Genomic DNA, 26,541 nt, shown 5'->3' with positions numbered 1-26,541 from the left:
AAAATATTAATTTGATTTATGCTTATGATAAATAAAATTTAATTTTTTAAGTTTTTAAATTAAATAAGGTAAAAAAACATACTAAATTACAAATCTATTTTATTTATATTGATATTTTTTTATTTAATAAAAATCGTAAACTTAAGACAGCTTCTTATAAAATCTATCTTAAATCTTACTTTCATAAAAGTAACAAAATTGTAAACAAAAACCCCTAGATTTTTGCAAAAAAAGTTCTATAATAGTATTTAAAGATTAAAAATCTTATTTTTATAGATATGGTCTAAGAATTTCAAAATAGACCTTTATTATTATTTTATTTTTTATGCACAGGAATATATATTCCTTTATTTTTTAGGGTAATTGCAAAATCAAAATAGCTTATCAAATTTTAGGTAAAGCTATATCTATTTCTCTTTATTTAGGACATAATATATAGATGGAGGGATTAATATGGATATAGAAAAAATGACCGTAAGAGTTCAAAAAAGTTTAAACGACGCCTACAATGAGGCAGTTAAACACCACAACCAACAAGTAGATGTTATTCATCTATTTTCTGCATTAGTAAACCAAGAAGACGGTTTAATTCCGAATATTTTTGAAAAAATGAATGTATCTGTAGCTGCATTAAAAAGCACTATAGAAGAAGAATTAGGTAAAATACCTCAAATTTATGGTGAAGGTATATCATCTCAAGGGGTTACAGCTTCTAGAAAAATCGAAGAAGTTTTAATTAAAGCCGATGAAATATCAAAAGACTTTAAGGATTCATATATAAGTGTCGAACACGTAATGCTTGCTATAATGGAGACAGAGTCTAAGTCTGTTGTCGGAAAAATACTTAAAATGTATGGAATTAATAAAAACGACTTTTTACAAGTATTATCAAGTGTTAGAGGTAGCCAAAGAGTAGATTCAAACGATCCAGAAGGTACTTACGATGCACTTGCTAAATTCGGTACTAACTTAGTAGATTTAGCTAAAAAACATAAATTAGACCCTGTTATAGGTAGGGACGAAGAAATAAGAAGAATTATAAGAATTTTATCAAGAAGAACTAAAAACAACCCAGTTTTAATTGGTGAACCTGGTGTTGGTAAAACTGCAATAGTCGAAGGATTAGCAGAGAGAATAGTTAGAGGAGATGTTCCTGAAGGATTAAAAGATAAAATAATCTTCTCACTTGATATGGGTGCATTAATAGCTGGTGCAAAATATAGAGGTGAATTTGAAGAACGTCTAAAAGCAGTATTAAAAGAAGTTCAAAATGCTGACGGTAAAATAATTTTATTTATAGACGAAATCCACACAATAGTAGGTGCTGGTAAAACAGAAGGCTCTATGGATGCTGGTAACTTAATCAAACCTATGCTTGCTCGTGGTGAATTAAACTGTATAGGTGCTACAACATTTGATGAATATAGAAAATATATAGAAAAAGATAAAGCCTTAGAAAGACGTTTCCAACCAGTAATAGCTTCTGAACCAACTGTAGAAGATACTATATCAATACTTAGAGGTTTAAAAGAACGCTTTGAAATACATCACGGAATAAGAATACACGATAGTGCTATAGTAGCTGCCGCTAAATTATCTGATAGATATATAACTGATAGATTTCTACCAGATAAAGCAATAGACTTAATAGATGAAGCTGGCGCTATGATACGTAGTGAAATAGACTCTCTACCAACAGAGCTTGATATAGTAAGAAGAAAATTATTTACTTTAGAAACAGAAAAAGAAGCTTTACTTGCTGAAGAAGATGAAAAAAGTAAAAAACGTCTTGAAGTACTTGAAAAAGAATTAGCAGAATTAAAATCTAAAGACGACGAAATGACTGCTAAATACGAAAAAGAAAAAAATCAAATACTACAAGTTAGAAACTTAAAAGCAAAACTTGATGAATTAAAAGGACAAGTTGAAAAATACGAAAGAGAATACGACTTTAACAAAGTAGCTGAAATACAATACGGAGAAATTCCAAAACTAGAAAGTCAAATTAAAGAATACGAAGAAAAAATAAGCAGTGGATACGATACAGCACTACTTAAAGAAGAAGTTACAGAAAATGAAATTTCTGAAATAGTATCTAAATGGACAGGTATACCTGTAACTAAGCTAGTTGAAGGAGAAAGAGAAAAACTGCTTAAACTTGAAGATGAACTTCACGAAAGAGTTATAGGTCAAAATGAAGCTGTTACAGCAGTAGCAAATGCCGTAATTCGTGCAAGAGCTGGACTTAAAGACGAAAACAAACCAATAGGTTCATTTATATTCCTTGGACCAACTGGTGTAGGTAAAACAGAACTTGCAAAAACTTTAGCTCGTTCATTATTTGACAGCGAAGAAAACATAATAAGAATAGATATGTCTGAATATATGGAAAAACACTCAGTATCTAGACTTGTAGGACCACCTCCAGGATATGTAGGATATGAAGAAGGTGGACAATTGACAGAAGCAGTAAGACGTGCCCCTTATTCAGTAGTATTATTCGACGAAATAGAAAAAGCTCACGAAGATGTATTTAATATGTTCTTACAAATACTAGATGATGGTAGACTTACAGACAACAAAGGTAAAACAGTAGACTTTAAAAACACTATAATAATTATGACATCTAATATAGGTAGTAGCTACTTATTACAAGATCAAGGTAAAATAACTGAAGAAACTAAAAAAGTTGTAATGGACGAAATGAAGAGAAGATTTAAACCAGAATTCTTAAACAGAGTAGACGACATCATAATGTTTAAATCTCTTGATAAAGAAGAAATCTACAAAATTATCGATATATTTATGAAGAGCCTTGCAAACAGACTTAAAGAAAAAGATATCAATATAGAAGTTACAACTGCTGCAAAAGATATTATGGTTAAAGAAGGTTATGACCCTGTATATGGTGCAAGACCACTTAAGAGATATATAGGAAACACTCTTGAAACTATAATAGCTAGAAAATTAATAGCAGGTCAAATTAAAAATGGCGATACTATAGTTGTAGATGGATCTAATGACAATATAGATATAGTTGTTAAATAATATTTAGTAAAAATAAAATTTCTTTATAATAAAAGAGATGCTTTTAGCATCTCTTTTTTAATAAATCATATTATAATATCTATCAATACTTCTTTCTAAACTGAGTAAATCAACATGTTTGCCCGTTCTGATACTTTCTTTGCCTTCTACAAATAATAAAAATACAGGCATAGAAAAAACACTATATTTGTAGGCAACTTTTAGATTTTCTTCGCCATTTATCTCATAACTTTTTATTTTAGGGTAATTTTCTAAAAAATTTTCGATTTTATGCTTTATAACTTCACATGCACCGCATGAGTTACCAGTAAAATATATAATTGTCATTTGATTTTTGTGTACGGCGTTTTTTATATCTTCAATTGTCTCAAGTTTAATCAATAATATCACCTTGTTTAATAATAGAAATTAAAATCAGCTTCTACGCAAAATGCATTTCTACTTAAAAGACCACCATATGATATAGTTATATAATTCATTTGAGAGTCTAATACTTTATTTATTATGACTTTATATCCATCTACATCATAACAGTTGTCGTTTATATTTGGCTCATCTAGCTCTAAGTCTATTTTAGCTTCAGTAGTCATAGTTATGTGTCTTGTAAGAATTCTTATACAAGTTTTATCGCTATTTTCAAGAAGCTTATCCAATTCACGCTTAGCTTCATTTGTTATTAAAATACTCATCTCTTCCATTTTTGTCACTCCTTAGTATTGTCAGTTTTATTAACTTATAAAATAAAGTTTTTTTTATTTTATCATAATTTGGCTATAAATATGTATAAACTTATTGTTTTTTATATAATTATAACGTAATATTTAAAATATATAAAAATCAATTTGTACTTTATTTAGTTTATGTATATTTTCATTTTATAAAACATATATAAATATTTAAGCTATAAATATTCAAATGTAATATATAATTCATAAAAGTAGTATATTATTCGTTAATCTAGTATATTATTATAGATAAAACATATTGGGAGGTACGATTGTGCACGATAAACAATTAAGAAAAATTTTTCAGGGAATGATATGTCTAATACTCCTTGTTTTTATTTTATATCGAATTGGAGATATTTTTGGTATTTTTACAAATTTACTATCTATAGTTAAACCATTTTTAATAGGTGCTGCTATTGCATTTATATTGAGCATTCCTATGAACTTTTTAGAAAGAAAATTCCCAAAGCTAAAAAGACCGCTTAGTCTATTACTTACATTTTTAATATTTATATTAGTTATATTAGTATTAATCTTTTTAGTTGGACCAAAACTACTAGAAACAATAACAAATATAGCAGATACAGTCCCACATGCAGTAGAGACTCTACGTACATGGTTACAAAAATCAAATATAGACTGGAAATGGGTTCAAGACTACCTTACAAATGTCGAAATAGACTGGCCTAGTATAAGCAATAAATTACTTAGCTTCTTTAAAGATTCTTTCGGAAATTTATTTACATCTACATTTGGGATGGTTGCAGGCTTAGTATCTAGCATAGTAAGTACTGTTATAAGCTTTATATTTGCAGCTTATATACTTATATCAAAAGAAAAACTAAGTGTCCAATTAAAAAAACTTATGTATGCATTTTTACCAGAAAAAATAGTAGATAAATTAGTAGAAATAGGCAAACTTACACATAAGACATTTAGTAACTTCTTTACATATCAATGTATAGAATGTCTAATACTTGGCTCTATGTTCTTTGTAACTATGACTATACTTAAAATACCATATGCGCTACTTATAAGTATACTTATAACAATATTAGCTCTTGTGCCTATATTTGGGCTTTGTATAGCATTTATAATAGCTACAATACTTATTGTAATGGTAGACCCTATAAAAGTAATTGTATTTGCAATATTATTTGCAGTATTACAACAAATAGAAGGTAACTTAATATATCCTAGAGTAGTCGGTAAATCAATAGGTCTACCCCCTATCTGGGTTATATTTGTAATAACACTAGGCTCAAGCCTTATGGGAGTTGTAGGTATGATATTATTTATACCACTTAGCTCAGTAATATATACTCTAATAAGAAAATCGGTATATAAAAGACTTAGAAAGAGACAAATACCTAATGATAAATGGCTTTAATATAAATAAATCTCTATTTTAATACTTTTAAATATATAGATTTATTTGAATAATATAGAAAACTATCTCTTATATTTTGAGATAGTTTTTTTGTGCTTTATAATCCATATGAAATTATTTTTATTTATGATATAATTAAAATTTGAGAAGAAATAAAAAAGGAGTGGAAATGATTGACAAACACAATATATATAGTTAGACATGGTCAAACTGAGTGGAACATACTTGGTAAAACTCAAGGACATGGCGATTCAAACTTAACAGCTAAAGGTCGCGAACAAGCTGAGCTTCTAGCAGAGAGTATGACTAAATATCCAATAGACTATATCTATAGTAGTGATTTAGGAAGAGCTTATCAAACTGCTGAGATAATAGGAAATAAATTAAATATAGAAATTGAAAAAACTGAAGCTCTAAGAGAGATGAATTTCGGAACTTGGGAAGGAAGAGTTATAAAAGATATAATGGAAGAAGATCCAGACTTATATCGTAGATGGAGAAATGAACCACATCTTGCTCAAATACCTCAAGGCGAAACTCTATATCAAATAAAAGAAAGAACAGATGCCTTTATAAAAGAGATAAATGAAAAATACGATGGAAAACACATAGTATTAGTTACACATTCTCTATGTGCTAGAATTATGCTTTTATCATTCTTAGATTCATCAGTTCAAAATATATATAGAATAAACCAAGGAAATACAGCTTTAAATATAATAGAGCTTAGAGATTATGGTCCTGTAGTTATGAAAATGAACGATACTACACATATTATAAATGATAAAAAAATAGAAAACAGTGCATTGGAGTAGGATATAATGGCTAAAGTAATAGTTGTAGGAGGAGGACCTTCTGGAATAATGGCGGCAATAAGTGCTGCTCAAAATAACCACAAAGTAACTTTAATCGAAAGAAATGAATTTTTAGGAAAGAAGCTTAAACTTACTGGTGGTGGAAGATGTAATATAACTAATAATAGATATATAGAAGACTTTTTTGATAAAGTTGTAAACAACAATAAATTTTTATACAGCAGCTTCTATTCATTTACTAATGAAGATTTATTAAATTATTTAAGCAGTATAGGTGTAGAATATAAAATCGAAGAAGAAAACGACTTAAAAGTATACACTAAAAACGACAAGGCTTTAGATTTAATAAAATCGCTAGAAGATGATTTAAAAAGTAAAAACGTAGAAATTATATACAATAAAAAAGTAACTGATTTAATAATAGAAGATAATGAAGTTAAAGGTGTTTTAATAAGTGATAATGAAGAAGAAAACACAATATCACAGCCCCTATATGCTAATAAAGTAATATTATCTACTGGTGGTAAGAGCTACGCTCATACAGGATCTGATGGAAATATCTATCAAGTTTTAGAAAAATATGGGCATACTATAACTAAGACATTACCAGCTCTATGTCCATTAAAAACAGCAGAGACTTGGGTTAAAAATCTTCAAGGTATATCTATGAAGAATGTAAAAATCTCTACAAAACTTAAAAAGAAAAAAATAAGCAAATGTGGAGATATGATATTTACTCACTTCGGCATAAGTGGTCCAGTAGTACTTATAATAGATTCATATATAAACAAAGTACTAGCTGGAGAACATGTTGAGATATTTATCGACTTTATGCAAAATACATCAAAAGAAGAAATAGTTAGCTTAATTAGAAATAACCCAAATAAAAATATATCAACTAACTTAAAAACTATACTTCCAGATGGATTTGTAAAAGAGCTTCTAAACATATTAAATTTAAGCGATGTAAAAGGAAATTCGCTTACTAAAGAAGACGAAAACACTATAATAGAAAATATTAAAAACATGAAGCTTACTATAACATCATCACTAGGTTTTAAAGGTGCAATGGTAACTTGTGGCGGTGTCAGCACAAAAGACGTCGACGCATCTACTTTAGAATCTAAAAAAATAAATAATTTATTTATAACAGGCGAATTACTTGACTTAGATGCTGAAACTGGAGGATATAATCTTCAAATAGCATTTTCTACAGGTTATTTAGCAGGACTTAGCTTATAAATATTTATATAAAAAGAAACAGGAGATAAACAATGAAAAACATAATAATAGCAGTAGACGGACCTGCAGGAGCAGGCAAAAGTACAATAGCTAAAATAATAGCTAAAGAATTAAACATAAATTACATAGATACAGGAGCGATGTATAGAGCTGTAACTTTAAAATGTCTTCAAAACAATATAGATGTAAAAGACGAAAATGCAGTAATTGAAATGGCAAAACAAACTTCAATAGATTTCAGAGATAACAACATATACTTAGATTCAAAAATAGTAAATGATGAAATAAGAACTGTAGAAGTAAGCCAAAATGTATCTGATGTAGCAAAAATAAAAGAAGTAAGATACTTAATGGTTGATTTACAAAGAGAAATAGGAAAAAACAATGCTGTAATACTAGATGGTAGAGATATAGGCTCTTACGTATTCCCTAATGCAGACTACAAATTCTTCTTAGTTGCAACTCCTGAAGAAAGAGGTAAAAGACGTTATATAGAATTAAAAGAAAAAGGATATGAAGGAACTCTAGAAGATATCATAAACGACATAATAAGAAGAGATGAAATAGATTCAAACAGAGAATTTGCTCCACTTGTTAAAGCAGAAGGCGCTATAGAAATAGACACAACAGGTAAAGATATAAATCAAGTTGTAGAACTTGTTTTACAAAAAATTAAATAGTTTAAAGGGGAGATAAATTTGACTTTTTATAATTTCATGTTAAAGTTCTTTGGTATATTTACAAAGACTTTCTTCAAATTTGAAGTAATAGGTATAGACAATATTCCTAAAGAGGGAAATTTAATTATAGCAGCAAACCATAAATCTAATTTAGACCCTATATTTATAGCGAGCGCTGTAAATAAAAGAAGAAAAATGACTGCAGTAGCAAAAGAGGAATTATTTAAGAATAAAATATTAGCATCAATATTAAATAAAGTAGAAATTATACCAATTAATAGAACTAATCCAGGACTAGGAACTATTAAAAGAATTCTTAAATACATAAAGAATAACTACGCTCTTGTTATGTTCCCAGAAGGAACTAGAAGCAAAACTGATGACTTTAATGATGCAAAAGCAGGTCTTTCACTTTTTGCAACAAAAGCAAAGGCAGAGATAGTACCATGTACTATATATTCTAGTTATAAGCTTTTCAAACCAGCAAAAGTATATTTTGGAGAGCCTATATCACTAGAACAATACTATAAACAAAAGCTTACTAGTGAAGATCACACTCGTATAGCTGGCGAAGTTATGGATGTTATAAAAGAAAATTACTATAAGCTTGAAAAAGGCGAAATAAAATAAACAAAAATTCGCTTTGCTCATAGCGCCAACGAATCGGAGATTCCGTTGCTTAAGTTAATTATAATTAAAAAAGTCTTCATTTTAAATGATGAAGGCTTTTTATATAGGAGGATTTTATGGAAGTTAAAATAGCTAAAAATGCAGGTTTTTGTTTCGGAGTAAAAAGAGCTATGCAAATGGCAAGTGATGAGCTAGATGATAAAAGCACGCAAGTGTATTCACTAGGACCTTTAATACACAATAAACAAGCTGTAAATAAATATGAAGAAAAAGGTCTTAAAGTAGTAGAAGAAATAGAAAATATACCATCAAAGGAGAGGGTAATAATAAGATCTCACGGTGTTGGAGAAAATATATACAACGAAGCTGAAACAAAAAGTGTAAAGATAGTAGATACAACATGTCCTTTTGTAAAAAAGATTCACAAAATAGTAAATGATTTTTCTAAAAAAGGATATAAAATCATAATAATAGGAAATAAAACTCATCCTGAAGTTATAGGAATAAATGGATGGTGTGGAAATAATGCTATAGTAATAAAAAGCATAGATGAAATAGATAATATCGAGTTCGATAAAGATGCAAAATACTGTGTAGTAAGTCAAACTACAGTAGATATAGATAAATACGAAGAAATAATATCTAAATTAAACGAAGTATTAAATGACGCTACTATGAAAAATACAATTTGTTCTGCAACTAAAGAAAGACAGCTTTCTGCTAAAAATCTAGCAAAAGAAGTTGATTGTATGATAGTAATAGGTGGAAAACACAGCTCTAACACACAAAAGTTAGTCAATATATGCAAAGACTTAACAAATACATTTGCAATAGAGACAAAAGACGAACTAAATAAAGAAGAACTTAAAAACTACAAATCTATAGGTATAACAGCAGGAGCTTCTACTCCAGACTGGATTATATCTGAGGTTATAGAGTTTTTAGAATCTATATAAAAAAAGTAAGCAAGGAATTATAGTACTTGCTTACTTTTTTGTATAATAAAATTTTATATCGCCACCGACTTCGTCCATTGCTTTAATATATATTCTAATAATACTAAACTTAAAAGTCTAATTGTTATCATATATAAAGATATCTTTAGATGTGCTATTTATATATTTTATAAACTTTCTTACAGCAGGCGCTTGGTATGTATTTTTCTTATATGCCATATATATACTTCTATTACAATCAGTATTTTTTATTTTTATTTGTTTTACTTTAAAATTATCAGTATTTATTATATCTGCAACAAGTGCAATACCAAATCCTTCTGATACAAGACCATAGATTCCGTTTTCGTCTTCGCTTTCACATATAATATTAGGTGTAATATCGGCCTTTTTAAATATATCCATAGTCACCTTCCCTAAAGCTGTACTTTTTTCATATGATACTATTGGATATTTAGATATATCTTTTAAATCTATAACATCTAATACTGATAGTGGATGGTCTTGTGGCACTATTAATAAAAGCTCATCTTTAAATAGCAAATCAAACACTATTTCGGGTTCATCTTCTATATATGAACAAAATACAATATCGTATTTGGATCTTTTAAGACCATCTATTAACTGAGATGTAATCCCCTGTCTAAATGTAAATTTTATATCTTTATTGTCGTCACTTTCTAAAAATGCCCTCACCTTTTTCGGAATAAAATAAGAAGCTAGAGGAGATATATAAGCAATATCTATGTGGCCTTGCGTATCACTAGTTATTTTTCTTAATTTCTTTTCTCCAATTTCAAGTATTGATAAAGCTTCTTTTACATATTCCAAATAAATTTCACCGTATTTTGTCAAACTAACATTTCTACCTTGTCTTTCAAATAAATAAGTCCCCAATTCTTTTTCTAAGTTTGAAATAGAAAGACTAAGGCTAGGTTGAGATATGTTTAATTTTTCAGCAGCCTTTCTAAAATGTTGTAATTGAGCTACTGTTTTAAAATAATAAAGCTGATTTAAATTCATTTTTAATACCCCTTGCATTATTTTTAAATTAGTATATCATAATTGATAGCTAAAACCTATCAAAAATAATAAAAAATAGTATTAGAAACGTTAGACAGATTACATATCAAATACGATATAACCGAGCATCCAGCTGTATTTACTATAGAAGATATGAATACACTTGGAATTATACTTGAAGGAAATGTCGTTAAAAATCTATTTTTAAGAAATTCAAATGGAACAAATCACTATCTTTTAGTCATGGATAAAAATAAAAAAGCAAACTTAAAATCAATAAAAACTCAAATCAATTCTACTTCACTTAAATTTGCATCTGAAGAAAGGCTAAAAAAATATTTAAATCTTACAAGAGGCTCTGTAACTCCCCTTGGAATCTTAAATGATACAAACTGTGAAGTACAGGTTTTAATAGACGAGGATTTAATAGGCGAAAAGAAAATCGGAGTACATCCAAATACAAATACGTCTACTCTATGGATTTCACTAGAAGACCTTGTAAAAGTTATACAAAACCACGGCAATCAAATTACTTACATAAAAGTATAAATAATAAAGCATTTATTTAATTATAATAATATTAAGTAAATGCTTTTTAAATAAATTTTTATTTTAATATTTTCTACATTAAATATTTTTATTTAATTAAAATTCACATTCGATTTCATAGGAATTTATTGGCATTTTGTGTTATACTTTTAAAGATACATAAATTTATTCTATTTTTAAAAATTCTATAATTATACAGGAGGTGATTATATGAAAAAAAGAAGAGTAGTATATATTATAATTTTTCTAGCTATTATACTTATCAGTGGATTCGTTATAAAAAATAACTTAAAAAGTAATACCTTAGAAGCGCAAACTGATCAATTAGATTCTCCTTCTGGAACTAAAATTGATGATAGTGAAGATAAATCTAATCAAAAAATATCTGATTTAAAACTAAAAGGTTATATATTATCAATTAATGATGGCGATGTAGATTTTGAACAAATTATGAAAAAAGTAAATCTACAAGATAAAAAACCTGTTTATAGTCAGCTATCTTCCACTTACAACAGTGCCGCAATTATACAAACGAACCAAAAAATAGGTCCAATTTATCTAGTTGATTGTAAATATGATAAACAAAAAAAGACATATTCTATAAATAAAAATTCAAAACAATTAATAACTGAATTTATACAAAATTGTGATGCTCTTGTTTTTTTACATTCAGTAGACTCTGATATTGCTAAAAAAGCTATTTTAATTGAAGCAAAAGATAAAAATTATTATTATCCTTTAAGTAGAAATACTTTAGATGATTTAAGTGGAGAAGCATTAACAGAATTAAAATAATATAATTTACATCAAATAAAAACTGCCCTATATTACAAGATCCATTCTAATATAAGGCAGTTTTTTATTTAAAATATTTCTCTTTTATCTTTTCTATACTCTCTTCATCCAAATCATACGCTTCACCTACACTACCTTCAAGCATCGACCATACTTTATTATGTACCTCTATAGCATTTGAGAAATTTCCTTCTTTCCAACTTTCCAAGCTGCTTCTAAAATAAATCCTTTGATATCTATCTTCTATATAATCAATACCTGAAAGTGCTTTTTCAATTGTATTTGGCGTGACTTCTGTACATTCCCACTTATATTCAGCTTTTATAAGCGTATTTGCAAGTGAATGTATTAAATTTAATTCATCTGCATTGGAAGTAGGATCTTTTACCTCATCTTCTTTAATTATTAGACTTGGTTTAGCATTATTTAAATCCATAGACTCTACTTCTCCACCTAATAATTTCATTAAATTATCTTTTTCTAAGAAATTATGAGTTCTAAGAAATATAGAATATATATTACCAAACTTCATAAATATATTTGGCTTAATTACTCCTATTATCGGCAATAATATTATGCATACTAATAATAAATCAATAAACCAACTAAAATAATAAGATTTTTTTTCTTTTTTTTCTTCTTTAAAAGGTTCATCAATTATATCTTCTAAATCTAGTGGAATCTTTATATTCTCTAAATCTTTCTTTGAAAAATAGAAATCCTTAATATCTTTTTTTATATCTTCATCTATATTTATGTCAATATTAGATATATCACTTTTCATATTATACGACTTTTTTTCCTCCATTTATAAATATTCACCCACACTTGCTTTTATTTTTTTTAATGATTGTCTAAAATAAATTTTAACAGTATCAGTATTTAAATCCAATACTTCCCCTATCTCTTCATCAGACAGATCAAAATAACATTTAAAAATAACTACATTTTTATATTTTACATCTAATAAATCAATCGCTTCATATAAATTTATTTTTCCATCACAATAATATTTATCTAAACTTTTATCTTTATCTAGCATACCAACATATTTTAAAAAATTATTTGTATTTATAATAGTTATTTTGTACAACCATAATATAATATTTTGGTTTTCATCTAATTTAGACATATTATCCTCAATAAAATACATCGTATCTGTCAATATTCTTTTAGCATCATCTTCATATTTAGTATGTAAAAATACCAATTTATACATCTGTTCAATATTATCTTTTATAACTTGCTTTATAGCTTTTTTATTTCCTTTTCTAGCTTTTGAGATATTATCCAAACCATTTCTCCTTTTCCTTCTATTAGAAATAATTTTACACTCTTTTTACATTTTCATCAACAATATAATATGTACTATAAATTTCATAAATTTTTTTCAATTATAAATCATATAAATAAATAAATATATTGAATTTAAAGGAGAAAAACTTATGAGGAGAAAAAATCTAATTATAAACACATTTTTATTGACCTTTTCTACCATGACCTTAGGCCTTATAGGTATGGTATTTCGAATATATTTATCTAATCAAATTGGTAGTGAAGGTATGGGACTTTATCAATTAATTATGAGCATCAATGTTTTTGCATGGACTATAGCTATTTCTGGTATTAGGGTTACACTTACAAGGCTTATTGCTGAAGAAATTGGTAAAAAAAGTAGCAAAGATAAAATTAGGCGTTTACTTAGATGTGGTTTTATATATACATTATTTTTTAGTTCTATATCTGCCTTAGGTTTATATTATGGCTCTCACTTTATAAGTACGGTATTAATAGGAGATATTAGAGCTCAAGTTCCTCTAGAAATACTCTCATTTAGTATGCCATTTATAGGTATCTCTGCTTGTTTTAATGGGTATTTTTACGGTTGTAGAAAAGTTATAAAAAGTATTACTGCTGATTTTATAGAAAATATAACTATGATGGTTATAGTTACTTTTTTTATAACTTCTTTTTCAACTGCAAATTTAGAATATACTTGTTCTTACATAACTCTCGGCATGACTTTAGGAAGTATTATAGCATGTTTTTGTGCTTACCTTATGTACATATTTGAAAAGAAAAATTCGCCTGCTATTAAAATGAGAACATCGAAAAAAACTATATTTACAGAATTAATTTCAGTTGCCCTTCCTATTGCGGGAAGTGCATATGTACAGACATTTTTAAGATCAATAGAAGATATTTTAATACCTAAAGCATTAAAATCATACGGTTCATCAACAGCAACTTCTCTATCAATATTCGGTGTAATTAAAGGTATGGCATTGCCACTTTTAAATTTTCCATCAATATTTTTAGCTTCATTTTCAACGCTTATAATACCTGAAATTGCACAATATAACGTATTAAACAGACAAAAATCAGTTAATTTTGTAATATCAAAAGTAATAAAATTCACGCTTATAATAGCATTATTTTCAACGGGATTTTTTATAGTTTATTCAAACGAATTAGGACAAAGTTTGTATCACAATAGCGAAGTCGGTCTTATGCTTAAAATATTAGCTCCATTAATACCTTTTATGTATCTCGATAGAATTGTAGATGGTAGTTTAAATGCATTAGACCAACAAGTCTATACATTGAGATATAACTTAATAGATATGACAGTTAGAATACTTATTATAAACTTATTAATTCCTATGTTCGGTATAGAGGGCTTTATAATGGTTTTATTTATAAGTACAACACTTAACTTCTCATTAAGCGCTAATAGACTTTTAAAAGTCACAAAACTAGATTTTTCTATTTTTAATTGGATTATAAAACCGATTATATCTATATCTATTTCATCTTTAGCTATAAAAGAGTTGTTTCATTTTCTAAATACTAATAATTTAGTTGTTGAAGGTATCCTTATTTTTATAGTGTATGTAATTTTACTATGTCTATTAAAATGCATTTCTAAAAAAGACATTACTTGGTTTATAGATGCATTTAAAAAAGACCCTAAAAAGAGCAATTGGAGTGCATTAAATCTATATAAACAAATCTAAAAATAAAAAAAGATTGATGTAGAAATTTAAATATTAAAACTTCTATATCAATCTTTTATCTAGTCTATATTTTTCATAAATTCTACAATACTGTCAACTGTCTTTTGTTTTTGATCATCTCCACTTATCAAAGCACTCTCATCATTATTGTATTTTCCATAATCACCAAATTGTGAATGATTTGCACCCTCAATTTCAACATAAGTAGTACCTGGTGGTAATTTTTCTTTCGCATCTATTAAAGATTGGAAATCTATTACACCATCTTTACTACCCCAAATTGATAAAACATTCATATTAACTTCTTTTAAATATGAATCTGATGGATATGAAGATATTAATACAACACCGTCAATATTATCTAGCTTTGAATTTACATATCTTGTCGCAACAAGACCTCCTAGTGAATCACCACCTATAACCCAATGCTCTATATTGTTGTATTTGTTCATAACTTCATTGGCTTTATTTTTACCAAATGCAGAGAAATTAAATGGCATATCTACAGCAACAACTTGATAACCTTGTTGTGATATCATTTTGCAAATTTTTGCATATGCCTTAGCATCTACTTTTGCTGCTGGATATAATATGAATCCTTTTGTTGGTGTTATGTTTGTAGGCGTAAAGCATATAAAATTATTGTCTATGCTTACTGTTACAGCATCATCACTTTTCAAATAAGTTTCTGCTTCTGATGTTGGAGCATAGTAGCTAGTTAGCCAAATAAAAAAACCTAACACTGAACAAATCAATAAAATTAAAACGGCTTTTATTATAGCCTTATTCATCGATTGTTTCTTAAGCTTTTTTCTTTTTTTTGCAATTTCTGCTTGCTCTTCCTCGTAAAGTAAAGGCTTCTCTAGCTCCATAGTAATACTACAGGTGTCGTATTCCCTTTTTTTAGACCTTACTTTATCTTTCTTCATTTTAATCCCTCCAAGTTTATTCATACTATTATAGTTTAACACAGTTAAATATATTTTTCACCTTCTGAAACCTTTCAATTTTGTATCTTTTTCTTTAAGTTTTTGTAAACTTTTTGATTATGTATAAAATAAAAATACTCTCCAATCAAAACCTTTATGGTTTTATATCAGAGAGTATTTATATATAATGCTATAAGTTTTGATTTACTTTATCCTAATTCACATCATTTATTAGAGAAACCTTATTTATTTAATTTTTCTTTATCAAGTTCAAAATCATCATTATTTTCTTTTATATCAATTATATGTTTAGGTTCTGTATAATTTTCAAAATCGTCACCTTCATATACTTGTATTTCATCATCATTTTCATCTACTTCTTCATTGTAGTCAAATTGTTCTTCACAGTCATACTCGTATTTATTTAAGTCTATATCTTTCTTTTTAATTATTTTAGAGCCACAACAAGTACAAAACTTAGAATCAGAATCTATCTTGCTTGCACAAACATCACATAATATAAATTCCCTATCTTTTTTTATCTCCCTGCCACAATTAGGGCAGAATTTTTCATTATTTTTTGATATATAACCGCACTCACAAATAGGTGTATGTTCATCGTGGCCTTCTATATTTGCTATATCTAACATTCTGTTGTATATTTCTAAGTCTAGTTTTTTTATTTCATAAGTTAATTCTCCAAATATACTTTCATCTATAAGACCTCTTCTTATTTTTTCATATGCTGAGATTCCAAGCTCCATAATTTTTTCACTTTTTTTATCTTCAAAATCTTGAATTTCTTTTTCTATTTGAGATTTTTTCGATCTATGCTCTATATTTATAAACTTACGATTTATTGTTTTATCATTTGATTTCATTATTATATACCTCTCTTTTATTAATCCCAATTATTTAATTTAAATCCTATAAAAGTTACTATAAAACTGTAAATAAAACTTATTATAAGTGTAAAAATTATGCTCATATTCATTTGTACATTATATCCCAATAATGAGCCTCCATTTACATTTACACAAGTAAATACAGCTAATACTCCCATTAAGATTGCATAAAATCCACTAAATATTAATGTAGTCTTTTTAGCGTGAGTTTTATATTTGTTGTTTAGCTTTATTCCTGATATCAATAATATTAAAGCTGATAGAGCAATAAATGCTATTAAACATAATTTAAAATCTATACTTAAGGAAGTTGAAAATATATTTGTTAAGAATAAATTTTGATTTCCTATAGTTACAGGATTTAAATTTGCAAATCCCCAAATATATGCTGCCAATTGGCTAATTACTACGAATATATTTATATTTGAGATAGAACCTGAAATACCAAATTCATATACATAACTTAAACCTATAAAATATCCTAAAACTAAAAGTACAAATACTATAAAATATCCTAAAAATACTGTATTTACTACTTGTTTAAATATTCCTAAATACATGTTGTTTTGTATATATTCTTTTTTTGTTCCAATATATAAAATTGATAAAAATCCTAATAAAATACCTCTAACTAAAACACTTAAAAAACTAACTCCATATACTAAACTGTATCCCGAAGATAGATATCCTCCGCCTATAGATAAGCTATTTCTAGACACAAGAGCTAATACTGTAAGTATTATTCCATATATCACTCCTACTCCTATAGCTTGTCTAGCTAATGTTAATTCATCAGTATTTTTTTGTTTCATAAATATATTATAAGAAGCAACCATACATATTACTGGCAATACTAAAAGCGCTAATGAGCAAATTTGAAATGCAAAATTATAATAATTACCATAGTTCATCATACTATTTGCATTAGTAAGTATATTTAAATTTCCACCATTTATTAATAAAAGTAAATCAAAAGTACTTATGTAAGAAACATAATTTCCTAATGACACCCTTAAAATTAATTTTAATACTATACTTATAGCAAATAGTATTAACGTTGCAAATCCCGCCACCTTAAAACTATCTTTTAGACTTATGTTTGATAATATATTTGATATACTAAAATCATAAGTTCTCTTGCTAATATCTTCTAATAAAGTTCCACATTCCTTGCAATAAATACTGTTTAAATTATTTTTTGTTTTACAATTTGGACAATATAATTTACTTTTTCTTCTAAGAACGAATTTTTTGTTGTTCATTTTTTTATATGCATGTCCATCTTCTTTTGAATAATTTCTAAATTTATCCGCAAATTGTAGTGTATCGTCTGAACCTCTAACTTGCATATTAATTCCTCCATTACTATTAATTTATATCTATTTATTATGTAGTTAATTATATCAATCAAATCTTAAATTACGCTTAAATTTGACAAATATTTTTAAACTAAATAATATCTAATTTTCTTAGAATTTAAAAATGCTAGAATAAAATATCTAGCACTTTTATGTATTTAGCTCTTTGTCTTCCAATATAATTTAGATTCTTTAAACTCTATTTCTAACTTTTCATTATCGTATAAGTATGATAAATAAGATTTTAGTGTATTCCCTATTAAAACATATTGGTTTAGATCCATTTTTAAATCATAATGTATAAATAACTTTTGTAAAATATCTTCAAATATCAATTCTTCTTCACATATCCTTAATATAGTTTCTATTATTTCATGTACTTTGTCTCTGTTGATTTTAACTAGTGGTTTTATATCTTCACAAATCGGCGCATGTGATGGTATAAATAAATTTCCTTCTAAATTTTCTACAAAATCTAGTGTCTTTAAAAACTCATCTACATTGTATATAAATGATATGTGATATTTTTTTATAATATTTTCTCCAAAAACACAATCTGCTAAAAAGTATACATTGTCAGAAGTTTTTATTCCTATCATATCAAAGAAGTGTCCACCTAGTTTTATGTACTCAAGCCCCTCTGGCAAATTCTCTATAGTGTCAGTCGGATTGCTTTCTTTTGCCATTAAAAATTTATTTCTAAGACTTTTTATAGGGTAACCACCATATAAAAATGAAGGTTCTAAAATTGGATATTTAATAAATAAATTTTCGATTTCTGTTGAAATTATTTTACAATCAGTTCTCTTTTGTAAAAATTCATTTCCTCCTATATGGTCGGCGTTTGAATGTGTACTTATTATATATTTTAGATTGAAATTATTTTCTTTTAAAATTTTATTTATTTTTCTTCCTGCCTCTTTATCATTTCCACTATCAATTAAACAAATATCTGATTCATTTAATTTGTATATACCTATATTTGTGGGGCTATCTATATAATATGTTCTTTCTCCTACTTTATTTAAATTATACATTTTTATTACCTCCTAAATATAATATCGACTTACTTAAAGTATTTCATAACAAGAATTAAAATAGTATTAAAAAAATAAAAAATAACCACATATTAGTCTTTATTTACCTAAGATGTGGTTATTTTTAAATATTATCAAAGATCTATATCCAATTTCCATCTCCATTTCGTTTTAATATAAATCCTATCATTTCTATAAGTTCTTTTTCTTTTTCTGTTCTAAATATAAATACATGATTTCCCATTGCTGCTGCTAGAGCTTCTGGTACTTCAGTATATATTTTTATTTTATCTTTATATTTATTTTTAATCTCTTCATATGAATGTGTATAGTCTATTCCATTTCTTCTACTAGCATATCCAACTACATATTTTCTATTTACATCTACAAATATCTTATCGTAAATCAATACATCTGACCATAAGGCATATGTATCTACATCATAAGCGTAATTTATCATATCTGGTATATATGCCCCCGGCGCTCTCATATTTACTTCTAGACCAACAAGATCTCCTTTTTTACCAAGACCTTCTTTATCTTCTTCTAATCTAAAAAATTCAAAATGAAAATATCTACTTCTTGTATCAAATGCTTTTACGACTTTTTTGCCTATAAATTCAATATCTTTTCCTTCAAAAGGTTGAAAATAAAATGCAGTATCAGAACCTGTATTTACAGTATCCATAATAGAATGTAACATAACATGACTTGCTGAAATCAAAACATTTTTATTTGAATCTGTAATTCCGTCAAATGTCTCGACATGGCCATTTATAAACTCTTCCATTATATATGTAGTGTTGTTATCTTTAGTAGCAAAGAAATATGATAACTCATCGTCATTTTCAAGTTTATATGTACTAGATGCTCCCACACCATTATCAGGTTTTACTACTACTGGATATCCAACTTCTCTTGTGAAGTTTATAGCATTTTCATAAGTTGATATTAATATATATCTAGCTACAGGTATATTGCATGATTTATATACATCTTTCATTTTTGATTTATACTTCATAGGCGCCATATCATCTATCTTAGTCCCACTATTTACACCAAATATTTTTCTCAGAGTTGCCTCTGTTTCTAGCCAATATTCATTTTGAGATTCAATCCAATCTAATTTTCCATATTTTTGATTAAAAAATCTGCACGCTTCTTCTACCTCATAAAAATTCTCAAGACTTCCAACTTTATAGTATTCTGTAACTGAGTCTATCGTATGTTGTGGCAAAGATTCATATGGTGCATCACCTATCCCCAATACATTAACACCTCTTATTTTTAAATTTTTACAAAAGTTATAATAATAAAGCGGGAAATTTGGTGAAATAAAAACAACATTCATTTATAATGCCTCCTTAATTTTTACAACAAATTCCAATATCTAAATATTATATAATTAATCCAATATATTTCTTATAAAGTATGAAAACTGTATTTGCCACCAATTCCAATCATGGTTTACATCATGTCCCCATATATCTATCCATGCTGGTATATTTTTATATTGTAATAATTCCTTCATTCTATATATACTTCTCAGCATTTCATCTTCCCATGCCCCTTGGCCACAGCATAATATTATTTTACACTTTCTATACATCTCTACATATGGATGGTTGTAACTCATTCCTTGTAAAAATTTTATAGGTGAATTTGCATATACTAAATCATCACAATAACCACCAAAGAATATATTTGAATCAAAATATCCGCTAAGCGATATTACTCCTCCAAATACATCAGGTCTTCTAAACATAAAATTAACTGCATGTGTTCCCCCCATAGAACAGCCAGTTGTTATTATTTTTTTCCCACTTTTATTTATTTGATGTATTCTTGAAACAATCTCATTTACTATATAATTAAACCAAGCCTCTTGTCTACATATTCTAAATCTTGGGTCCCCATTTTCATTAGACCAACTTTCACTGTCTATACTATCACAGCAAAATAGTTGTATCTTTCCACTATCGATTAAATCCCTTACATTTTCCAACATACCGAAGTTTTCAAAGTCAAAAAATCTACCATTTTGCGCTGGAAATACTAGCACAGGTAGTCCTGCATAACCATATACATTAAACTCCATATTTCTATTTAAATTACTACTGTATTCTTTATAATAATTTTTTACCATAAATCTACCCCTTATCTAAATTCAATTACATGCTTATTTATAATGATAGCATAATATTTGAGTTATTTTAATAAAGCTTAAAGTATACATAAATTTTTTTATAAAAATTTTTTATAACACGTAAGAAATTAATTATTATGTTGAAAAAAAAGACTATGTTGTCATTTTTATTTCAACATAGTCTTTTATATATTTTATTTAATTTCTAGAACTCAGCGTTTTTAGGAGTTCTTGGGAATGGTATTACGTCTCTTATGTTAGATATACCTGTTAAGTACATTATTATTCTTTCAAATCCAAGACCGAATCCTGAATGTGTAGCTGTACCGTATTTTCTAAGTTCTAAATACCACCAGTAATCTTCTTCGTTTAGTCCACATTCATGTATTCTATCAAGTAATACATCGTATCTTTCTTCTCTTTGAGAACCACCGATTATTTCTCCAACTCCTGGAACTAATAAGTCCATAGCTCTAACTGTTTTTCCATCTTCATTCATTCTCATGTAGAATGCTTTTATTTCTTTTGGATAATCAGTTACGAATACTGGAGCGTTGAATATTTGTTCTGTTATATATCTTTCGTGTTCAGTTTGTAAATCGCATCCCCACTCAACTGGATATTCGAATTTTTGTCCTGACTCTAATAATAATTCTATAGCTTTAGTATAAGTTATTTTTGTAAATTCAGAGTTTACTATGTTGTTTAATCTTTCAAGTAATCCTTTATCTACGAAGCTGTTGAAGAATTCCATTTCTTCTGGGCATTGTTCAAGTACATAGTTGATTATGTATTTGATCATATCTTCAGCAAGTTCCATATTATCTTCTAAATCAGCAAATGCTATTTCAGGTTCTATCATCCAGAATTCAGAAGCATGTCTACCAGTATATGAATTTTCAGCTCTGAAAGTTGGTCCGAATGTATATACATTTCTGAATGCTAATGCCATTATTTCTCCATTTAATTGTCCACTAACTGTTAAGTTAGCTTCTTTTCCGAAGAAGTCTTGTGAATAATCTATTTTACCATCTTCAGTTTTTGGTACATTGTTTAAGTCTAAAGTTGTTATTTTGAACATTTCTCCAGCACCTTCACAGTCACTTCCTGTTATGATTGGAGAGTGAGCATATACGAAGTTTCTGTCTTGGAAGAATTTATGTATAGCGTATGCTGCAACACTTCTAACTCTAAAAGCTGCAGAGAACAGGTTACTTCTAGGTCTTAAGTGAGCTATTGTTCTTAAGTATTCAACTGTATGTCTTTTCTTTTGTAGTGGGTATGAATTATCTGATTCACCTTCTACAACTATTTTTGTAGCTTGTATTTCAACTGGTTGTTTTGCATTTTGAGTAGCTACTAATGTACCTTCTATTAATAGAGAAGTACTTATTGATAATTTACCAACTTCTTTGAAGTTTTCTAATTTTTCATCGATAACGATTTGCATGTTTTTGAAGAAACTACCATCGTTTAATTCTATAAACCCAAAGTTTTTAGACATTCTAGATGTTCTTATCCATCCAGCAACTTTAACTTTCTTATCTATGTACTCATCTTTATTTCTATAAAGTTGTTTAATTTCTATGAATTCCTTTTGCATAGAATACCTCCTAATTATATCGTCTGTTTTTTTAATTTTTTAAATTTTTTAAATATATTATAATTATAACTTAAATTTACTTATTTATACTATTTCTAACAATCTATTCTAAATTAAAAATATTTAAATTCGTAAATTTAAAATATAAAAATTTGCAATAAAAAAAGCCTTTCATCCATCTATAGGACGAAAGACTGTACTTCCGCGGTACCACCTAATTTAACTAAAAAGTTCACCTCTTTAATGTACTAATATACATCACCAATTATAACGGTTTGGCTCCGACTAAGTCTACTCTCTTTGTGATTTCGGTTAGTAGCTCCAGGATGTTCTTCATTATAGACCTTGTGCTGGACTTCCACCATAACCAGCTCGCTCTAACTCAGTTTTATAACTACTCTTCCCTTCATAGCTTTTTTAATAATATTTTAAATCTCATTAACATTACTTTAACTCATTAAATAATTTTTGTCAATAAATAATTTTAATTACATTTTTATATTTTAATATAAAAAACAAAAATTCATCGCGGGCGGCTTCGTCCGTTGCTTAAAATTCACTGCGTTCATTCGCGGGCGGCTTCGTCCATTGCTTAGGATTCACATGTTTATAGCGCAGGCAATATAAAATCACTCCAAATATTTTATATATTCAGAGTGATGTTAATAATTGTTTTTATTAATTATTATCTATTTATTAATTATTAGCTACTTTTTGTTTATTTAAACTTTCATTATTTTTGACTTTATTTTTATCAAATATACTAACTACTACAAATGTAACTCCAGTAGTTAATAACATTAAATAACCTACATCTGAGAAAACATTTTGGATTCCCGGTACAAATAACCATGCTCCAGCAGATAATACTGATACTAATATAGTAAAGAATCCTGCATTTTTTCCAGCAAATTTAGAAAAACATAATCCTCCTAATACAACAATTGATGTTCCTATTGCCATAGATAAACAAACCTTCATAGCATTTAATATTGAGCCTAATTGAGAAGATAATATATAAGTTAATAGACCTACTACAAGTATTATAGCTTTGTTTATTATAAATGCTTTATCTTTGTATTTTTTACCCATACTAGTTTTAAAGAATATATCTTGACTAACTGTTGTTGAGCAACCTATTAGCATACTACAAGCAGTAGACATATCTGCTGCCCATAAAGCTGATAAAGTAAGACCTGCAATTACTGGTGGCAATGATAATATTATCATTGGTAGTGCTAATGTCGCATCTACACCTGGGATTAATGCTTTTGAAGATATACCAAGCATCGCACATAAGAAACCTATTGGTATCATCATTAAAGCACCTAATCTAAATCCATTTACTGCAGATTTGTCGTCTTTTGATGTAAGACCTATTTGTATAACACCTTGAATTGAGTTTGTATTACCACACATAACTATCATCCAAGCTATTATTGCTGGAATTCCCATACCATCTGTGAAACTTAAGTATGGAACATCAGTTGAAGTACTTGCCATTTGCATTGCTGCATCCCAACCACCTTGGTTGAAAAATACCATAATTGAAGCTATTATAATTCCGAAATAAATTAATGATATATTTATAATATTACTCAAACTAACTGAACCCATTCCTCCAACAAATGCTACTAACATGAATATTAAAAAACTGAAAAATGTTCCTGTAGCTATGTTAAATGTATCTGGAAGCAAACTAGCTAATATTGATCCACCTGCAATATATTGAAGTGCTATTATTGTACATTGAATTAAAATCATAGCTATTGTCATCATTACCCCAGTTTTTTTATCAAATAAATCTTGTACAAGTCCAGTCACTGTATTATGTCCGCTATTTCTGAAACGTTTAACAACTAAGAAACTCGCTACTATAGCACCAAATGCCCAAGCTACGTTATACCATCCAGCTGATAATCCTGCAACGAATGCATTTTGAGCTATACCTATGGTTGATGCTCCACCGATTGCTAATCCTGCAATTGTAACTGCTGTAATCCAAGTACCATTTTTACCTTTGTATAATAAGAAATTTTCCCCATCTTTCTTTTCTTTCTTTGACATAAATATTCCTAAACCTAATAAGAATGCTACGTATAATATTACTATTATTAATGGCGTATCCATAATATAATCCCCTTTCCTTTATAGATAAATTTATAATATTAAAATTTAAAATTTCCACTTTTATAATCTTTTAATTCTAGATAATCTATTTTCTTTATATTTTTATTTCTATCCCTTAAATTTAATTATTCTCTATTTTTTTATTTTTGAAGAAGTGGAACTACACTACCTCCATAAGGCAATATACATACATCTTTTCCTTCAAAATCAACTTTTTCTAATAATTCATCTATGTTTTTATAAGAATCTATATTTAAATCTTTTACAAAGTTTGGATCGATTTCACTCAACATAAGCATATCTGATTTTGCAATAGCTTCACATAATGCATAGAATATATATCCTCCAATTGTGAAGTTTGCTCTTAATTCTTCATCAAGTACTCCCCTTTTTAGCGGATCTATCCAACTGAAGAAATCCGGTGCACCTCCTCCTTCTCTACATTCTGCTAAAAATATAACTGTTCCACCTTTTTTAACAGCCCTTGCAGCATTGAATATACTCTTTGTAGATTGGTATAGATTTATATCTTTTGGATATCCACCACAACTTGCAATAACAATATCTGCTTCCTTTTCTATTTTTACACCGTAGCAATCATCTACATATTTACAACTTGCAAGCCATGCATCGTGGAAATTTCCACAGAATAATTTGCTATGTTTTGATTTTGTATTTACAACTATATTTATTCCAAATGCTACATCGACTAATTCTCCAGCTTGATTCATATCTTCATTTACTGGATTATTATCTAAAAGCCTACTCGCTACCCTTGGGTCTGTTTTCTTTTCTGTTTCTGATAAACATCTTATATGGTTTTGTTTTATTGTTTCACGCCCTGCAACTCCAGGAATTACACTTTTTCTTCCTCCACCAAAACCTGCCATAATGTGGTGAACTGTCCCTGTTACCATTATTACTTTTCTTCCAACTACTAACGGATTTACATATACTTCTGTGCCTATTTTAGTTTTTCCAACACAAACTAAATCATCTGCATCGCAATCGTGGTTTACAACTTTAACTTTGTCATAAACTTTTTTAGAAGCTAATTGGCAAAGTTCTTCTTCTGTTTGCATTCTGTGTGTCCCTATAGCTACGACTATAGCTATATCATCATAATCTATGCCTATTTCTTCTACTAAATAATCTACTAATTGTTCACATATTAAGTCCTGACGCTGCCAAAATCTAGTCAAATCACTTATAACTATAGTTACTTTGTCTCCTTTTGATACTACTTCTTTTAATGATTTTGAATTTATCATATCTTTTGTAACTCCCTTGATAAATTCTGCTTTAAGGTCTGTGATTTCATCCATAGGATTTTCGTTTAATACTGTCACAGATTTTGCTTTTGATAAGTCAATCTCTACTTTTGAATCACCATACTTTAAGTCTAACATCTTATCTCCCCCTTATTTATAGCCAAATAAATCTTTATAAATTAATTGTTTTATTATTACAATTTTATTTATTGAAATATTTGATAATTCATATTTTTCTAACTAATTAAATTAAAAAAGAGAACTCTTTTCAGAGTTCTCTTTTTTATAG

24 protein-coding genes and 1 other annotated feature are annotated in these 26,541 nt (G+C 27.7%); of the genes, 10 read left to right on the top strand and 14 right to left on the bottom strand.

Features of this window, described 5'->3' with window-relative positions; all coding sequences use genetic code 11:
• The first annotated feature begins 453 nt into the window (after positions 1-453).
• Complete coding sequence (gene clpB, locus I4U58_RS03790) at positions 454-3,048, top strand: ATP-dependent chaperone ClpB (RefSeq protein ID WP_195929714.1); 2,595 nt, start codon at positions 454-456, stop codon at positions 3,046-3,048.
• Positions 3,049-3,105: 57 nt separating this feature from the next.
• On the opposite strand, the gene I4U58_RS03785 is transcribed toward clpB, so the two are convergent.
• A complete protein-coding gene (locus tag I4U58_RS03785) occupies positions 3,106-3,429 on the bottom strand; it encodes a thioredoxin family protein (RefSeq protein ID WP_195929713.1) in 324 nt (107 codons plus the stop codon).
• 14 nt (positions 3,430-3,443) lie between these two features.
• Complete coding sequence (locus I4U58_RS03780) at positions 3,444-3,746, bottom strand: hypothetical protein (protein ID WP_195929712.1); 303 nt, start codon at positions 3,744-3,746, stop codon at positions 3,444-3,446.
• 301 nt (positions 3,747-4,047) lie between these two features.
• Between I4U58_RS03780 and I4U58_RS03775 the strand changes: the two genes are divergently transcribed.
• The 6 genes from I4U58_RS03775 to I4U58_RS03750 all read left to right on the top strand — a co-directional run bounded on the left by I4U58_RS03775 (position 4,048) and on the right by I4U58_RS03750 (position 9,489).
• On the top strand, positions 4,048-5,166 hold the full coding sequence (locus tag I4U58_RS03775) for an AI-2E family transporter (RefSeq protein ID WP_195929711.1): 1,119 nt from the start codon (positions 4,048-4,050) through the stop codon (positions 5,164-5,166).
• A gap of 173 nt (positions 5,167-5,339) precedes the next feature.
• Entirely contained in the window at positions 5,340-5,981 is a 642-nt protein-coding gene (locus I4U58_RS03770) for a histidine phosphatase family protein (RefSeq protein ID WP_195929710.1), read from the top strand.
• Positions 5,982-5,987: 6 nt separating this feature from the next.
• A complete protein-coding gene (locus tag I4U58_RS03765) occupies positions 5,988-7,223 on the top strand; it encodes an NAD(P)/FAD-dependent oxidoreductase (protein ID WP_195929709.1) in 1,236 nt (411 codons plus the stop codon).
• 32 nt (positions 7,224-7,255) lie between these two features.
• A complete protein-coding gene (gene cmk, locus I4U58_RS03760) occupies positions 7,256-7,903 on the top strand; it encodes a (d)CMP kinase (protein WP_195929708.1) in 648 nt (215 codons plus the stop codon).
• Positions 7,904-7,921: 18 nt separating this feature from the next.
• Entirely contained in the window at positions 7,922-8,533 is a 612-nt protein-coding gene (locus I4U58_RS03755; protein ID WP_243269550.1) for a lysophospholipid acyltransferase family protein, read from the top strand.
• 116 nt (positions 8,534-8,649) lie between these two features.
• On the top strand, positions 8,650-9,489 hold the full coding sequence (locus tag I4U58_RS03750) for a 4-hydroxy-3-methylbut-2-enyl diphosphate reductase (protein WP_195929707.1): 840 nt from the start codon (positions 8,650-8,652) through the stop codon (positions 9,487-9,489).
• A gap of 117 nt (positions 9,490-9,606) precedes the next feature.
• Here the strand turns inward: I4U58_RS03750 and I4U58_RS03745 are convergent, their stop codons facing one another.
• Positions 9,607-10,512 (bottom strand): LysR family transcriptional regulator, encoded by a 906-nt coding sequence (locus tag I4U58_RS03745; RefSeq protein WP_195929706.1) that lies wholly within the window; start codon positions 10,510-10,512, stop codon positions 9,607-9,609.
• A 75-nt stretch (positions 10,513-10,587) separates the two neighbouring features.
• Between I4U58_RS03745 and I4U58_RS03740 the strand changes: the two genes are divergently transcribed.
• A complete protein-coding gene (locus I4U58_RS03740; RefSeq protein ID WP_347708159.1) occupies positions 10,588-11,061 on the top strand; it encodes a prolyl-tRNA synthetase associated domain-containing protein in 474 nt (157 codons plus the stop codon).
• Positions 11,062-11,271: 210 nt separating this feature from the next.
• Complete coding sequence (locus tag I4U58_RS03735; RefSeq protein ID WP_195929704.1) at positions 11,272-11,856, top strand: hypothetical protein; 585 nt, start codon at positions 11,272-11,274, stop codon at positions 11,854-11,856.
• Positions 11,857-11,920: 64 nt separating this feature from the next.
• On the opposite strand, the gene I4U58_RS03730 is transcribed toward I4U58_RS03735, so the two are convergent.
• Complete coding sequence (locus tag I4U58_RS03730) at positions 11,921-12,664, bottom strand: DUF6241 domain-containing protein (protein ID WP_195929703.1); 744 nt, start codon at positions 12,662-12,664, stop codon at positions 11,921-11,923.
• Positions 12,665-13,150: a sigma-70 family RNA polymerase sigma factor gene (locus I4U58_RS03725; protein WP_195929702.1), complete on the bottom strand. Its 486-nt coding sequence runs from the start codon at positions 13,148-13,150 to the stop codon at positions 12,665-12,667.
• Positions 13,151-13,301: 151 nt separating this feature from the next.
• Between I4U58_RS03725 and I4U58_RS03720 the strand changes: the two genes are divergently transcribed.
• Positions 13,302-14,873 (top strand): polysaccharide biosynthesis C-terminal domain-containing protein, encoded by a 1,572-nt coding sequence (locus I4U58_RS03720; RefSeq protein WP_195929701.1) that lies wholly within the window; start codon positions 13,302-13,304, stop codon positions 14,871-14,873.
• 59 nt (positions 14,874-14,932) lie between these two features.
• Here the strand turns inward: I4U58_RS03720 and I4U58_RS03715 are convergent, their stop codons facing one another.
• The 9 genes from I4U58_RS03715 to larA all read right to left on the bottom strand — a co-directional run bounded on the left by I4U58_RS03715 (position 14,933) and on the right by larA (position 26,390).
• Positions 14,933-15,802 (bottom strand): alpha/beta hydrolase, encoded by an 870-nt coding sequence (locus tag I4U58_RS03715; RefSeq protein ID WP_195929700.1) that lies wholly within the window; start codon positions 15,800-15,802, stop codon positions 14,933-14,935.
• 242 nt (positions 15,803-16,044) lie between these two features.
• On the bottom strand, positions 16,045-16,683 hold the full coding sequence (locus I4U58_RS03710; protein WP_195929699.1) for a zinc ribbon domain-containing protein: 639 nt from the start codon (positions 16,681-16,683) through the stop codon (positions 16,045-16,047).
• A 20-nt stretch (positions 16,684-16,703) separates the two neighbouring features.
• Entirely contained in the window at positions 16,704-18,056 is a 1,353-nt protein-coding gene (locus I4U58_RS03705) for a zinc ribbon domain-containing protein (protein ID WP_195929698.1), read from the bottom strand.
• Between the two features lie 167 nt (positions 18,057-18,223).
• A complete protein-coding gene (locus I4U58_RS03700; RefSeq protein WP_195929697.1) occupies positions 18,224-19,102 on the bottom strand; it encodes an MBL fold metallo-hydrolase in 879 nt (292 codons plus the stop codon).
• A gap of 142 nt (positions 19,103-19,244) precedes the next feature.
• Positions 19,245-20,453 (bottom strand): ATP-grasp domain-containing protein, encoded by a 1,209-nt coding sequence (locus I4U58_RS03695; RefSeq protein ID WP_195929696.1) that lies wholly within the window; start codon positions 20,451-20,453, stop codon positions 19,245-19,247.
• 54 nt (positions 20,454-20,507) lie between these two features.
• Positions 20,508-21,248, bottom strand: a complete 741-nt coding sequence (locus I4U58_RS03690; protein WP_195929695.1) for an alpha/beta hydrolase-fold protein — start codon at positions 21,246-21,248, stop codon at positions 20,508-20,510.
• Positions 21,249-21,453: 205 nt separating this feature from the next.
• Entirely contained in the window at positions 21,454-22,851 is a 1,398-nt protein-coding gene (gene asnS, locus I4U58_RS03685; protein ID WP_195929694.1) for an asparagine--tRNA ligase, read from the bottom strand.
• Between the two features lie 179 nt (positions 22,852-23,030).
• Positions 23,031-23,270: a binding site (T-box leader), on the bottom strand.
• Between the two features lie 277 nt (positions 23,271-23,547).
• The gene (locus I4U58_RS03680) at positions 23,548-24,981 is read right to left on the bottom strand and encodes a sodium:solute symporter family protein (RefSeq protein ID WP_195929693.1); all 1,434 of its coding nucleotides are present in this window, start codon (positions 24,979-24,981) and stop codon (positions 23,548-23,550) included.
• Between the two features lie 140 nt (positions 24,982-25,121).
• On the bottom strand, positions 25,122-26,390 hold the full coding sequence (gene larA, locus I4U58_RS03675; RefSeq protein ID WP_195929692.1) for a nickel-dependent lactate racemase: 1,269 nt from the start codon (positions 26,388-26,390) through the stop codon (positions 25,122-25,124).
• Positions 26,391-26,541 lie beyond the last annotated feature (151 nt).

The organism is Clostridium sp. 1001270J_160509_D11 (assembly GCF_015667935.1).
In the GTDB taxonomy this organism is placed as follows: Bacteria; Bacillota; Clostridia; order Peptostreptococcales; family Peptostreptococcaceae; genus Intestinibacter.
This window is presented reverse-complemented; position numbering and strand designations above follow the sequence as displayed.